Below are 15,104 nucleotides of genomic sequence, written 5' to 3'. Positions count from 1 at the left end.
CGCTGCGGTCAATGTCGTCTTTCCATGATCAACATGTCCGATTGTTCCTACGTTTACATGCGGCTTTGTTCTTTCAAATTTTGCCTTACCCATCTTAAATTACCTCCGTAAAATTACCTTTTACCTGCAATTTTCCCACTTGCTTTTGCAATAATATCGTCAGCCATTGCTTTCGGCATCTCTTCATAATGCGCAAACTGCATTGTATAGTTACCTCTGCCTTGCGTTAACGATCTTAAATCAGTCGCATAACCGAACATATTTGCTATCGGAACAAAACCTCTAATTGCACGGGCATTGCCCCTTTGTGTCATGTTTTCAATTCTTCCCCGTCTGGAGTTCAAATTACCAATAACCTCTCCCAGATAATTTTCAGGAATAACAACTTCTATATCCATTATCGGCTCAAGAATAACCGGATTTGCTCTTTTAAAACCATCCTTAAAAGCCATTGAACCCGCAATCTTAAATGCCATTTCAGAGGAATCAACATCATGATAGGAACCATCTGTTAAAGTTACTTTAATATCAATAACCGGATATCCTGCAAGTACACCACCTTCACAGGCCTCCTTAATCCCTTTATCAATCGCAGGAATATACTCTCTTGGAATAGAGCCGCCTACAACATCATTAACAAACTCATAACCCTTTCCAGCTTCTTGAGGCTCCAATTCAATATAACAATGACCATACTGCCCCTTACCGCCGGTCTGCCTTATATACTTACCTTCAGCTTCAACTTTCTTTTTAATTGTTTCTTTGTATCCAACCTGAGGTTTACCAACATTACATTCAACATTAAATTCTCTTTTCATTCTATCAACAAGTATATCAAGATGCAGTTCACCCATACCCGACATAATTGTTTGCCCGGTTTCTTCATCAGTCTTGATCTTAAATGTAGGATCTTCATCAGAAAGCCTATTTAAAGCCATTCCCATTTTATCCTGATCTGCTCTGGTCTTTGGCTCAATTGCTACAGAAATTACGGTATCAGGGAAATTTATGGCTTCAAGAACAATAGGATGTTCTTCATCACACAGTGTATCTCCGGTAGTAGTACCCTTAAGTCCTACAACAGCGGCAATATCACCCGCCATAATAGTTTCTATGTCTTCTTTTTTATTTGCATGCATTCTGACCAAACGTCCGATCCTTTCTTTTGAACCGCTCTTCGAGTTGTACACATACGAAGAGGAGTTAAGAGTCCCTGAATATACACGGACAAAAGTCAGCTTACCGACAAAAGGATCTGAAAGTATTTTAAACGCAATAGCGGAAAAAGGCTGATCATCGGCTGCTTTTCTATCTTCTTCGACTCCGGTTTTTGGATTAGTACCTTTCATAGCAGGGATATCAAGAGGCGAAGGTAAATAGTAAACAACTGCATCTAAAATAGGCTGAACACCTTTGTTTTTAAAAGAGGAACCGCAGAAAACAGGCACTATTTCAGTTTTGATAGTTCCTGTCCTTATCGCTTTTCTTATATCATCTATAGAAACTTCAGATACTTTACCGTCTAAATACTTCTTCATGATATTTTCATCGTATTCGGCACACGTTTCCATAAGTTCTTCTCTGCATTTTTTTGATATTTCCACCAAATCTGCAGGTATTTCTCTTTCTTCAAATTTTGCACCTAACGTCTCATCAAGCCATACGAAGGCTTTCATTTTAACTATATCAACAACACCCACAAAAGTATTTTCTGCTCCAATCGGCACCTGCATAGCTACCGGTTTTGCTCCAAGCTTTTCCTTTATTGAAGCTACCGACATGAAAAAATCCGCGCCTACCTTATCCATTTTGTTTAAGAAAGCAATTCTAGGAATATTATATTTATCTGCCTGCCGCCATACAGTTTCCGACTGCGGTTCAACACCTGAACAAGCATCAAATACTACAATCGCTCCATCAAGCACCCTTAAAGATCTTTCCACTTCGGCAGTGAAATCCACATGACCGGGAGTATCAATAACATTTACACGCTTTTTCATCCAGGAAGTACTGATAGCCGCTGAAGTAATAGTAATTCCTCTTTCTTTTTCCTGAATCATATAATCAGTAGTAGTATTCCCTTCATCAATATCCCCGATTTTATGAATCACGCCCGTATAGTACAATACTCGCTCAGTTGTAGTCGTTTTACCGGCATCTATATGCGCAATGATACCTATATTTCTTGTGTCTGTTAAACTATACTCTCTTGCCATTTAATAAAAGCTCCTTTTAATTACCATCTAAAATGGACAAACGCCTTGTTAGCTTCTGCCATTTTATGAACATCTTCTCTTTTTTTGCAAGCAGCCCCTGTATTTTTAGAAGCATCAGTTATTTCATTAACTAATCTGTCAATCATCGTTTTCTCTGATCTTCCCCTTGCTGCATCCACCAACCACTTTATACCTAAAGCAATTCTTCTGACAGGAGCAACCTCAACAGGAACCTGATACGTAGCGCCGCCAACCCTTCGTGGTTTTACTTCAAGCATCGGTTTAATGTTTTCCATGGCCTGTTTAAAGACTGTCACGCCACTAACATTTGCCTTCTTTCCAACTTCTTCAATCGAAGTGTATACTATGGTCTCAGCTATACTCTTTTTGCCCTTTTTCATTATACTGTTTATCAATTTTTGCACAAGGACTTCATTGAACTTTGGATCCGGTCCTGTTTCTCTTTTACCTACTAGTTTTTTTCTTGGCATTTCTTAGACCCCTCTTAATATTTTCACTATTTAGCCGCGGGCGCTGCTGGTGCAGGTGCTGCTGCCGCTTTCGGCGCTTCACTTTTTCCGGCTTTTACCCCATATTTAGATCTTCCCTGCTTTCTGTTTTCAACTCCAGAAGCATCAAGAGCACCTCTAACAATGTGATATCTGACACCGGGGAGATCTTTAACTCTACCACCCCGAACAAGGACAATTGAGTGTTCATCAAGATTGTGACCAATACCCGGAATATAAGCAATAATCTCATAACCGTTAACAAGCCTTACCTTTGCAACTTTACGGAGCGCTGAATTAGGCTTTTTCGGAGTCGTTGTATAAACCCGAAGACATACTCCTCTCTTCTGGGGACACGAAGACATCTGCATTGACTTTGATTTTTTCTGAACCTTAATTCTCTGACCTTTTATTAACTGAGTAAACGTAAACAAATTACTTCCTCCTTACACATATTTCTTATTTCTCCTAGTATTTATTTTCCCCAAATATTTGAGGACTATTTTAACAAATAAAAAAGGCGGTGAATATACCAGTCCGCCCTTCGCTGGCAATTCGCAGTAAAAACCAGCTAATCCATCTTAATATGGCTCACGGTAAAGGTTAATTTTACAACATTTTTCTATATCTGTCAACACTTATTTACGATAATGGTTTTTCTTCGGTATTCGAAGCACTTTTTACAGCCTCTTCTTCCAGCTTTATTTTCCTGTAAATTAAGGACCCTGTCCCTGCCGGAATAAGCCTTCCTATAATTATGTTTTCCTTTAAGCCTTGTAATGTATCAACTTTTCCTGATGTTGCAGCTTCAGTCAGGACTCTGGTGGTTTCCTGGAAAGATGCCGCAGCAAAGAAAGATTCTGTAGAAAGAGATGCTTTGGTAATACCAAGTAAAATTGGTTTTGCAGTAGCAGGCTTACCTTTTTTCTTAAGAATTTTTTCATTTTCTTCCTTAAAGATATTCCTGTCAATTTCCTGCCCTACTAAAAACTCCGTATCATTAGGTTCTTCAATCCTGACTCTTCTAAGCATTTGCCTAACAATAGTCTCTATATGTTTATCATTTACTTTTACCCCTTGCAAACGATAGACCTCTTGTATCTTTTCAAGAAGATATTCTTGAGTAGCGCTTTCTCCTTTAACTCTTAGAATATCGTGAGGATTAATGGACCCAACCGTAAGAGCATCCCCCGCTAATACTCTTTCACCTTCGCTAATCAAAATATGCTTACCTTGAGGAACAAGATATTCTTTCTCATCACCAAGTTCATGTTTTACTATGATCTTTCTCATCCTCTTCTCAATATCACCTATCTTCACCACTCCATCAATTTCTGTAATTGTAGCATGATCTTTCGGTTTTCTTGCTTCGAATAATTCAGAAACCCGGGGAAGACCGCCGGTTATATCTCCTGACTTGCCAATTTCTCTCGGCATCTTCGCTATAATCATACCTCCATTAACTTCTTCAGAATCAGAAACGAGAATGTGAGCACCCACAGGAAGAGCATACTTTGCAAGTTCTTCGCCTTTTCTTCCAACTATGCGAATATACGGTTGTTTTTTCTCTTCTTTATGAGGAATAACAACACGAGTTAAAAGCTTCGTCGCATTATCAAGCTCTTCTTTAACAGTTACTCCTTCTTCCACATCTACATATTCAATCTTTCCATCCACAGCAGAAAATATTGGAGTATTATAAGGATCCCATGTAGCTATCTTCTGACCCTTTTTTGCAGTATCTCCGTCTTTTACAGAAATTGTAGAACCAAAAGGTATTTCGTAAACCTCTCTTGATTTATCAGCCTCATTAATTACTACAATTTCACCCTGTCTGTTAAGAACCAAATATTCTTTCGCTTTTGTTTCAACTATCTTAAGATTCAAATACTCTACTCTCCCGCCATTTTTCGTAACAATAGCAGATTGTTCGGCAATTTTACTGGCAGTACCTCCGATATGGAATGTACGAAGCGTAAGTTGTGTTCCCGGTTCACCGATAGATTGCGCAGCAATAATACCGGTAGCTTCACCAATTTCAACCATACGCATACATCCCAGACTCCAACCGTAGCATTTCGCACAAACACCGCGTTTCGTCTCGCAGGTTAAAACAGATCTAATTCTTATTTTTTCAATACCTGATTGCTCGATTTTCTCCGCTTTTTCCTCATCAATAACTTCACCCGCTTTTACAAGGGGTTCCGCAGTTAAAAGATCAACAACATTATCAAGAGCAACACGCCCGACAATCCTGTCTTTTAAAGGTTCCATGATTTCCATGCCTTCTTTAATGGCTCCGATAGTTATGCCCCTGATAGTTTTACAGTCCTCTTCATTTATTATAACATCCTGAGCGACATCAACAAGACGTCTGGTCAAATAACCTGCATCCGAAGTCTTCAAGGCAGTATCAGCAAGACCTTTACGTCCGCCGTGAGTAGAAATAAAGTACTCAAGAACGCTTAGACCTTCCCTGAAGTTAGAAGTAATAGGCTGCTCAATAATTTCGCCTTTTCCTCCCGTAATCTTTTGCTGCGGTCTGGCCATCAAACCTCTCATGGCTGCCAACTGTCTGACCTGCATTATATTACCGCGAGAACCGGATTCAACCATTATATATATCGGATTAAAGCCTTCTCTGTCTTTTTTCATACCATCACGCATATTTTGAGAAACTTTATCTGTTGCATGCATCCAGATATCAATTACTTTGTTATATCTTTCAATATCCGTAATAATACCCTTTCTGTATTGATTCGTAATTTTTTCAACTTCATGTTTCGCATGAGCAATAATCTCTTTCTTTTCCGTAGGAACTACCATATCATCAATGCAAATGGTAAAACCTGACTTTGTAGCATATTCAAAACCAAGATCTTTCAGTCTGTCCAATAATGATACAGTTTCAGCATTACCATATTGTTTAAAACAATCCGTAACCAGATCTGAAAGCTCTCTTTTTGCAAGCTCTTTGTTTAAAAATGCAAATCCTTTAGGCAAACATCTATAAAGAATTATTCTGCCGATTGACGTTACAAGCAAATCAGACGGAATTTCTTTTGCCTCTTCTTTTATCCCAAGCTTTGATTGTGACAGTCTGTAGATATTTAATTTTCTATCCGATTCCTTTTTATCACGAGTCTCCTTTACAGAATCCTTATCGAAATCCGCTTTAGGAACAACAATTACGGCATGTAAATCCACTTGTTTCATATCGTAAGACAGTATCGCCTCCTGAAAACTGGCGAATATCTTACCTTCGCCTTTAGCAGCTGTCTTAAGCTTCGTCATATACGCAATACCCGCAACTATTTCTCTAGCAGGCGATGCAAGAGGAGCTCCGCTGGAAGTCGCAAAAACGTTATTAGAAGAAAGAACGAGAGTCCTGCATTCGGTAATGGCTTCAGGAGAAAGCGGTACATGCACTGCCATTTGATCTCCATCAAAGTCCGCATTAAATGCTGTACAAACAAGCGGATGAACTCTGATAGCAGAACCTTCAATAGGTATTGCCTCAAAACCCTGAATACCCTGTCTGTGAAGGGTCGGAGCACGGTTAAGCATTATTGGATGATCTTTTATAACTTCTTCCAAAATTTCCCAAACTTCAGGTTTAACACTTTCAACCATCTTACGAGCACTTTTTACCGTATGAACATAACCCTTGTCTTCAAGTTTTTTAATTATAAAAGGCTTGAAGAGTTCAAGTAACATTTTTTTAGGAATACCTGCCTGATAAAGTTTGAGTTCAGGACCAACAACAATAACGGAACGTCCCGAATAATCAACACGCTTCCCAAGTAAATTTTGTCTAAAGCGCCCCTGTTTACCCTTCAGCATATCAGAGAGCGATTTTAATGGCTTATTACGGCTTCCTTTTACGGGTGTTCCGCGTCTACCATTATCAAAAAGAGCATCTACACCTTCTTGCAGCATTCTTTTTTCATTATTAATTATAATATCCGGAGCTTTAGCTTCCATCAACCTTTTTAATCTATTATTTCTATTAATGACTCTTCTGTAAAGATCATTTAAATCTGAGGATGCAAAACGACTTCCATCAAGCGGAACCAAAGGCCTTAGATCCGGAGGAATTACCGGAAGCGCATCCAAAACCATCCAATCGGGACGATTTGCAGACTTTCTAAAATTTTCAACAATACGAAGGCGTTTAATAAAATCTTTCTTTTTATTAACTGAATCAGTACCTTTAATATCATCTTTCAATTGCTTAGAAAGCGTATCAAGGTCAATTTCTTTGAGAAGTTCTCTGACTGCTTCAGCTCCAATTTTATATTTAAATGCAGCTGAACCATATTTTGATTTGCACTTTTGAAGATCCTCTTCAGAAAGCAATTGTTTCTTAGGTAAATCAGTAGTCATTGGATCAATAACCACATAGCTTTCATAATAAATTACTCTTTCCAGCTCTTTAGTCGGCATATCAAGCAATATTCCAATTCGAGAGGGGATGGATTTCAGAAACCAGATATGTGTAACAGGACTTGCAAGCTCAATATGTCCCATACGTTCACGTCTGACCTTAGAAGAGGTTACTTGAACTCCGCATCTGTCGCATACAATCTCGCGATACTTTATTCTTTTATATTTACCGCAATAGCATTCCCAGTCCTTCGTCGGACCAAAAATCTTTTCATCAAAGAGTCCGTCTTTTTCAGGCCTGAAAGTCCTGTAATTAATGGTCTCAGGTTTTTTCACCTCACCATGCGACCATTTTCTTATTGTTTCAGGAGAAGCCAGTTTAACCAAGATAGAATTAAAATCCAGCCTCTTTTCAACTTCTGCTTCAATTAGCTTTGCGTTTTTTATAACTTCTCTAACTCTCGCCACTTGCAACGCTCCTTAGTTAATAGATTGCCGTAACTAACGGCTCTCAGTTACTTTTTGGATTTTTTTTCTTTCTTTTTTGGTTCTGTTTTTTCTACTTCATCAATAAAGGTCTTTTCCGCCAGCCCAATCTCAGGTTCCTTGGCGTTTAATTCTCTTAAAATACCCTTTGCACTTAAATCTTTAATATTCGGGTCTTTTACAAGATTAACATCAAGCCCTAAGCCCTGCAATTCTTTTACTAGAACATTGAACGACTCCGGTAAACCTGGCTCCGGTGTATTTCTACCTTTTACTATGGCTTCATACATTTTGGTACGCCCGTTTACATCATCACTTTTTACAGTCAGTATCTCCTGAAGGATATTCGCGGCTCCGTACGCTTCAAGCGCCCAAACTTCCATTTCCCCGAATCTCTGACCGCCGAACTGCGCTTTACCTCCGAGAGGCTGCTGGGTAATTAGAGAATAGGGTCCTGTTGATCTTGCATGAACCTTATCATCAACCAAGTGAGAAAGCTTCATTATATACATATTGCCAACTGTTACTTCAGAATCAAATTTTTCTCCGTTTACTCCGTCATAAAGCACTGACTTTCCGCTTATCGGCAAACCAGCTTCTTTAAGAGCACCTTTAACTTCAAGTTCGGTTGCTCCGTCAAACACAGGAGTAGCAACGTAATAACCCATAACTCTTGCTGCCCAGCCAAGATGTGCTTCAAGCACCTGCCCTACATTCATACGTCCCGGAACACCCAGAGGATTTAGAACTATATCCACCGGCCTACCATCAGGCATGTAAGGCATATCTTCCTGAGGAACTATCTTTGCAATAACACCTTTATTTCCATGACGACCGGCCATCTTATCGCCAACTTCTATCTTTCTCTTAGTAGCAAGATAGACCTTTACCAGTTTTATCACTCCGGCCGGAAGATTGTCCCCTTCAGCAAGATTGTCAATCTCACGGTTTTTTCTGTACTCTATTTCTTCAAGTCGTATTTTAGCTTTTTCTTTTTCTATTTTTATCTTTTCATCAGCTTCTCTTTTATCTTTAAAATTCTTCTTTATCAGATTTATTTCCATATCTTTTTCAATATTTACTTCTTCAATCAGCTTTTCATAATCATTATCCACTCTCTTTCTTATCTCTTTTTCTTTAGCTTTTGTTGCAGACTCTTTTCTTGAAAACACCTTTATATCAACAACAATACCTGCAGCGCCGGGAGGAACTTTCAAAGACGCATTTTTGACGTCCTTTGCTTTTTCTCCAAAAATAGCTCTGAGTAACTTTTCTTCAGGAGTACTTTCTGATTCTCCCTTCGGAGTAACCTTCCCGACAAGTATATCCCCGGGATTGACCTCTGCACCAATCCTTACGATCCCGGAATCATCAAGATTACAGAGAGCTTCATCACTTACATTTGGAATATCCCTGGTAATTTCTTCTTCCCCAAGCTTTGTATCCCTTGCTTCTATTGAAAATTCTTCAACATGAATAGAAGAAAATTTATCATCTTTTAGAAGGTTCTCATTTACCACCATCGCATCTTCAAAATTATAACCGCGCCACGGCATTAAGGCCACCATAACATTTTGTCCTAACGCAAGTTCACCTCTTTCCGTACAAGGTCCATCAGCTATAACCTGACCTTTTGCCAGTTTTTGACCTTTACGAACAATAGGACGCTGGTTAATATATGTATCCTGGTTAGACCTCTTATATTTTATTAAAGTATAGACATCTAACTTCCCGGAATCATTATATATCTCCACCCTATTAGCATCAACATATTCAACCACTCCTGCATTCTTAGCTATAACCATAACTTCGGAATCATAGGCAACTTTATATTCAATACCGGTACCTATGATAGGAGCTTCTGAATTGACAAGCGGAACAGACTGACGCTGCATGTTTGATCCCATAAGAGCTCGGTTAGCATCATCATGCTCTAAAAAAGGAATCAATGCAGTGGAAATGGATACCAATTGCATCGGAGAAACATCCATATAATCAATTTTCTCCACAGAAACCAGAGGAAAATCACCTTTATTCCTGGCAACCAACATTTTTTCAACAAGCCTTCCTTTTTCATCAATAGGAGCATTTGCTTGAGCTATAGTAAATGCATCTTCTTCATCCGCTGCAAGGAAATCTATTTTATCGGTTACAACTCCGTTTTTCACTTCTCTGTAAGGAGTCTCGATAAAACCAAGATCATTAATTTTAGCAAAAGCAGACAATGAAGATATTAAACCGATATTTGGACCTTCAGGTGTTTCTATCGGACACATTCTTCCGTAATGAGTATAGTGAACATCTCTAACTTCAAAACCGGCTCTATCCCTGTCTAGTCCCCCCGGGCCCAGAGCAGACAATCTTCTCTTATGTGTCAGTTCAGCAAGAGGATTCGTCTGATCCATAAACTGAGAAAGCTGATTTGTACCAAAGAATTCGCGTAATGCCGCAAAAATTGGTTTTGTATTTACGATATCAGTAGGCATTGCAACTTCCGTATCAACCATTGACATTTTCTCTCTGATGAACCTTTCCATGCGCACCAATCCAATCCTGAATTGATTCTCCACAAGCTCGCCAACGGCTCTAACCCTTCTATTACCAAAGTGATCGATATCGTCTTTTTCACCGGAGCCATTACTTAATTTTAGCAGATATTTAAGTGTTCTGAAAATATCTTCATTTTTCAGAACTCTGACATCCAAAGCAAATTGTTTTTCCTTGTCGGGATACAGCTTTTTATTTATCTTATATCTGCCGACTTTTCCCAGATCATATCTCCTAGAATTAAAGAACATATTGTCAAAAAATACTTTTGCTGTTTCAAGAGTAACCGGCTGCCCGGGACGCATCTTTTTATATATTTCCATAATTGCGTCTTCTTTTGTAGGGTTAACATTATCCTTAACAATCGTCGGAATAAGGTTTATTTTATCTTCTATATCTGAAGGGACAACTATCTCAACTTTCTTAACTTCATTCTCAACCAGACTATCATAAAGATCACTATCAATTGTTCTTCCGGCTAAGACCGACCCTCCTTTAGAGAGAACAATGTTCTTTGCAAGCTTCATATTTATTACTTTTTCACGTTCTTTTACATTAACTTCTACGGAATTGTAGAACAACTTAATAATCTCTTCGTTTGTATCATAACCCAGGGCGCGAAGCATTATCGTAGCAAAAAACTTTCTTTTTTTATCAATTCTTGCATAAAGAATCTCATTGGTGTCAAATTCAAATTCGAGCCAGGAACCCCTATAGGGAACGACCTTTGCCGTATATATTTTTCCAAAAGGAGAAAATAGTTTATCTTCCAGTTCATCAAAAGAAACACCCGGAGATCTGTGAAGCTGAGAGACAATAACCCTCTCGGCACCGTTAATTATAAAAGTACCATTCTCCGTCATTAGAGGAATTTCGCATACATAAATTTCCTGCTCTTTAATCTCCTTTACTTTTTTAGAAGGATTTTCCAAGTCAGTAACTATCATTCTTACGGTAAATTTTAACGGAACGCTGTAAGACATCTCTCTTTCTTTACACTCCGTCACGGAAAACTTTGGTTGTCCCAGAGTATAGTTTACAAATTCAAGAGTGATGTTCCCCTTCATGGAAACAATAGGAAATATTTCATTTAAAACACCCTGCAATCCAAAGTTTTTTCTCTTATCCGGAGCGATCTCTTTTTGTAAAAAACCAAAATAAGACGTCTTCTGAACTTCAATTAAGTTGGGTAATTCCTGTATTTTAGGAAGTTTGGAGAAATCTTTCCTTTTACGCTTCCCTAATTTATCAAAATCTTCCATTTTCCCTCCGGGAAAGTAAATCCCGTTTCCGCATTCATTACGTGAAACGGGGGTCTTCACGACTTTTACTTCCTATAATTTCATAAATTTGCAGGGGCCTGATTAACAGACCCCTGCAAAAAAATATTACTTAATCTCGATAGTTGCTCCACTTCCTTCAAACTTTGCTTTCATCTTATCTGCTTCATCCTTCGAAAGCCCTTCCTTAACGGCTTTAGGTGCTCCATCAACCAAGTCCTTTGCTTCTTTAAGTCCAAGTCCGGTAATTTCTCTTACTACTTTTATAACCGGAATTTTGCTCGCGCCTGCCGCAGTAAGCATCACAGTGAAAGAAGATTGCGCTTCCGCTGCTGCAGCCGGAGCTGCTCCGCCGGCCGCTGCCGCTGCTACCGGTGCCGCCGCTGAAACACCAAACCTGTCTTCCATGCTTTTAATGAGCTCGGTAAGCTCAAGCACTGACATTTTCGATACACCTTCCAAAATTTCTTCTTTTGTTAAATTTGCCATACTATCCTCCTGTCTAAATTTCTTTTTTATTGCGAAGGCGGTTTTTAAAACCACCAGCATAAGCCGTTGATAAAAAACCGCGTATTATAATAATCTCCTCTCGCAAGAGGATTCCAAAGGAGGATACTCCTTTGGCTTGGGCTTAACCCAAGACTACGTCCGTGAGGACGTAGAGTTTCATTTCGCAGTTTCTTTCTGCTTTTTTATCGCGTCAAGCGTGCCAACCAGTTTCTGAACGTTAGCATTCAACACAAACACGAGTTTATAAAGAGGCGCTTTCAATCCGCCTGCAACCTGACCCAAAAGGATATCACGTGACGGAATATCCGCAACTATTGTAACCTCTGCCGGACCGACACCTTTACCTTCTACAACACCAGCCCTTACTTTTAAATTTTGATGGGCTTTAAAAAAATCTCTTACCAGCTTCGCTGCAATAACAGGATCATCATTGCTTAGTACTACCCCTGTCGGACCGTCTATGAACTTATGAAGATCCTCAAGTTTAACTTCTTTCAGGGCTCTGAGGATAATGTTATTTTTTATAACTTTATATTCCAGACCGGCTTTCGAAACCTTTTTCCTGAAATCAGTAGTATCTTCAACTGTCAAGCCGGTAAAGTTCGTAAAAACTATACCCTTCGCTTTTGTAAATTTTGCAGCGAGAGCTTTTACTTCTTCGGCCTTTATTAATTGTGCTTTGCTCATCTCTGCCCCCTTATACGCTTAAGTACGGCTTAGTATCAATGTTAACAGCCGGACTCATCGTAGAATGTAGAACCACTTTCTGAACGAAAACGCCTTTAACGCCCTGCGGTCTTACCTTGATCACCGCTTCCATCAGCGTATTGGCATTGTCCAGAAGCTTCTGGGCATCAAATGAAGCTTTACCTATAATTGAATGAACAACACCGCCAACATCAGATTTAAATTCAATTCTTCCGGTTTTGGCTTCCTTCACGCTTCTGGCAAGGTCATTTGTAACCGTGCCGGATTTCGGATTTGGCATCAGCCCTGACGGACCAAGAACCTTCCCGAGTTTACCTATATCTCTCATCATGTCGGGAGTCGCGATAACCACATCAAAATCCCTCCAACCACCCATGACTTTTTCAACCATATCTTCCGCACCTACAAAATCTGCTTTGGCTTCAAGAGCTTCTTTTTCTTTTTCACCTTTCGCAAACACAAGCACCTTTGGTATCTTTCCGGTGCCATGCGGCAGAACTACGCTGCTTCTGACTGCCTGGTTCGACTGCTTTACATCAACTCCAAGTTTAATTGTGAGCAAAACCGATTCGTCGAATTTCGCTTTCGCAAGATCCTTAACCAGGTTAACCGCGTCAGAGAGGGCGTATTTTTTGGAAGCATCAACTTTCTTTGCTAACTCTTTTATTCTTTTTCCCATTTCTCCCCCTACTCTGTCACTTCTATGCCCATGTTCCTGGCAGTACCTTCAACCATTCTCATAGCTGATTCCAGCTTTGTGGTATTAAGGTCTTCCATTTTCATGGCAGCAATTTCTTTTACCTGTGCTTTGGTTATCTTCCCGACTTTTGTTTTGTTTGGCTGTCCGGAACCCTTCGCAAGACCAATTGCTTTCTTAATAAGCACAGAAGCAGGAGGTGTCTTCATTATGAAAGTGAAGCTCCTGTCCGCATACACAGTAATAACTACCGGTATGATGAGTCCTTCATGTTTAGGTTCCGAAGTCTTGGCATTGAACTGCTTGCAGAAGTCCATTATATTTACACCGTGTTGACCCAGTGCCGGACCTACAGGCGGAGCAGGATTTGCTTTCCCTGCTGTGACCTGCAACTTAACTAACGCTGCAACTTTTTTTGGCGGCATAAAAACTCCTTAATCTTTTTACTTCCCCCTTGAAGCGATGCGCGGTATACAGGGGAAAAATACCCACGCCGTGCGTAACAGTCTGAAAAACAAATTCGAAACTCAAAAAAACCCTAAAAAGCAAAATCCAAAAAAAAACTTAAATTCCTTTTTCTAATTCGACTTACCTTAATTTCATATATATTGTCGTCCGCCGGTCTTTTTGGAGGATCGAGTTTAGAATTTCGAATTTGTTTTTACTATTGTTTCTCTATATATATGAACTCTATTTCAACAAGCGTCGGACGGTTAAAAACCGAGACCATCACTTTGGCTTTCATCCTTTCCGGATAGATCTCCTCAATTACACCTGAGAAATTAGTAAACGGCCCGTCTGTTACTCTGACTAACTGACCTTTTTCGTACTCAACAACATGCTTTGGTATCGGAATATCACCTTTTATTTGCCCCATAATGGTTGCAATCTGTTCTTCATTTAGCGCTAAAGGTTTTGTTCCTGCTCTTACAAAACCGGTAACTTTTGGAGTATTTCTTACAATAGTCCAGGTATCATCATTCATGTCCATCTCAACAAGAATATAGCCAGGATAAAATTTCTTTGATACTGTCTTTTTCTTCCCGCCTTTTACTTCAATAACATCCTCTTTTGGAATCAAGACCTGAGTAATGCTTTCAGTCATAGCATTAGTCTTAGCCCTATATTCAAGGTTAGCTTTTACTTTTTCTTCACAACCTGAATAAGTTGTGATTATATACCATTTTTTGTCCATGTCTATATACCCACTATGATTAACTCAAGTACTTTGCTTATTAATAAATCCGCTATTCCGGTAAACGCGGAAAGAATTGCTACAACGGATAAAACCACCACCGTTGAGCCAATAATTTCCTCACGTCCCGGCCAGGAAACCTTGGTCATTTCAACCCTGACTTCCTTTATAAAATCATTAATTTTCTTAAACATAGCTCTCCTTTTAAAGCAGGCCTGGCAGGATTTGAACCTACAACCCGCGGTTTTGGAGACCGCCGCTCTAGCCAGTTGGAGCTACAGGCCTATCATGCCTACGCGAATTTTTAAGCCTTTGTTTCTTTGTGAATGGTATGCTTTTTGCACCACTTACAATATTTATTCATTGCTAATTTATCCGGATTTTTCTTTTTATTTTTTGCCGTCGCATAATTTTTCCTCTTGCAATCCGGGCAGACTAATAGTACTGTTTCCAACATAGTTTTATCCTTATCTTTAAGTTTAAATTTACTCTAAGATCTCAGAAACGACGCCTGCACCTACGGTGTGACCGCCCTCTCTGATAGCAAACCTTAATTCTTTTTCCATGGCT

General features: G+C 39.4%; 12 protein-coding genes and 1 tRNA gene. All 13 read right to left on the bottom strand.

Annotated elements, in window-relative coordinates; all coding sequences use genetic code 11:
* Positions 1 to 113: 113 nt before the first annotated feature.
* A complete protein-coding gene (locus A2536_00670) occupies positions 114 to 2,216 on the bottom strand; it encodes a translation elongation factor G (GenBank protein OGF45166.1) in 2,103 nt (700 codons plus the stop codon).
* 20 nt (positions 2,217 to 2,236) lie between these two features.
* On the bottom strand, positions 2,237 to 2,707 hold the full coding sequence (locus A2536_00665) for a 30S ribosomal protein S7 (protein ID OGF45165.1): 471 nt from the start codon (positions 2,705 to 2,707) through the stop codon (positions 2,237 to 2,239).
* Positions 2,708 to 2,733: 26 nt separating this feature from the next.
* On the bottom strand, positions 2,734 to 3,159 hold the full coding sequence (locus tag A2536_00660) for a 30S ribosomal protein S12 (protein ID OGF45164.1): 426 nt from the start codon (positions 3,157 to 3,159) through the stop codon (positions 2,734 to 2,736).
* 208 nt (positions 3,160 to 3,367) lie between these two features.
* Positions 3,368 to 7,540 carry a DNA-directed RNA polymerase subunit beta' gene (locus A2536_00655; protein OGF45168.1) on the bottom strand — a complete coding sequence of 1,391 codons (4,173 nt, stop codon included), beginning with the start codon at positions 7,538 to 7,540 and terminating at the stop codon, positions 3,368 to 3,370.
* An 86-nt stretch (positions 7,541 to 7,626) separates the two neighbouring features.
* A complete protein-coding gene (locus A2536_00650) occupies positions 7,627 to 11,466 on the bottom strand; it encodes a DNA-directed RNA polymerase subunit beta (protein ID OGF45163.1) in 3,840 nt (1,279 codons plus the stop codon).
* 66 nt (positions 11,467 to 11,532) lie between these two features.
* Positions 11,533 to 11,913, bottom strand: coding sequence for a 50S ribosomal protein L7/L12 (locus tag A2536_00645; GenBank protein OGF45167.1), 381 nt, complete (start codon positions 11,911 to 11,913; stop codon positions 11,533 to 11,535).
* Between the two features lie 177 nt (positions 11,914 to 12,090).
* Positions 12,091 to 12,621 (bottom strand): 50S ribosomal protein L10, encoded by a 531-nt coding sequence (locus A2536_00640; GenBank protein OGF45162.1) that lies wholly within the window; start codon positions 12,619 to 12,621, stop codon positions 12,091 to 12,093.
* Between the two features lie 10 nt (positions 12,622 to 12,631).
* On the bottom strand, positions 12,632 to 13,321 hold the full coding sequence (locus tag A2536_00635) for a 50S ribosomal protein L1 (GenBank protein ID OGF45161.1): 690 nt from the start codon (positions 13,319 to 13,321) through the stop codon (positions 12,632 to 12,634).
* 8 nt (positions 13,322 to 13,329) lie between these two features.
* Positions 13,330 to 13,764, bottom strand: a complete 435-nt coding sequence (locus tag A2536_00630; protein OGF45160.1) for a 50S ribosomal protein L11 — start codon at positions 13,762 to 13,764, stop codon at positions 13,330 to 13,332.
* A 239-nt stretch (positions 13,765 to 14,003) separates the two neighbouring features.
* On the bottom strand, positions 14,004 to 14,534 hold the full coding sequence (locus tag A2536_00625; GenBank protein ID OGF45159.1) for a transcription termination/antitermination factor NusG: 531 nt from the start codon (positions 14,532 to 14,534) through the stop codon (positions 14,004 to 14,006).
* Between the two features lie 2 nt (positions 14,535 to 14,536).
* Entirely contained in the window at positions 14,537 to 14,728 is a 192-nt protein-coding gene (locus tag A2536_00620) for a preprotein translocase subunit SecE (GenBank protein ID OGF45158.1), read from the bottom strand.
* Between the two features lie 16 nt (positions 14,729 to 14,744).
* Positions 14,745 to 14,819: transfer RNA gene (locus A2536_00615), tRNA-Trp, on the bottom strand.
* A gap of 19 nt (positions 14,820 to 14,838) precedes the next feature.
* On the bottom strand, positions 14,839 to 14,991 hold the full coding sequence (locus A2536_00610; protein ID OGF45157.1) for a 50S ribosomal protein L33: 153 nt from the start codon (positions 14,989 to 14,991) through the stop codon (positions 14,839 to 14,841).
* Positions 14,992 to 15,104: the final 113 nt, after the last annotated feature.

The organism is Candidatus Firestonebacteria bacterium RIFOXYD2_FULL_39_29 (assembly GCA_001778375.1).
In the GTDB taxonomy this organism is placed as follows: Bacteria; Oederibacteriota; D2-FULL-39-29; order D2-FULL-39-29; family D2-FULL-39-29; genus D2-FULL-39-29.
The sequence above is the reverse complement of the archived record's forward strand: the minus strand, read 5'-3'. Positions and strand labels throughout refer to the sequence as shown.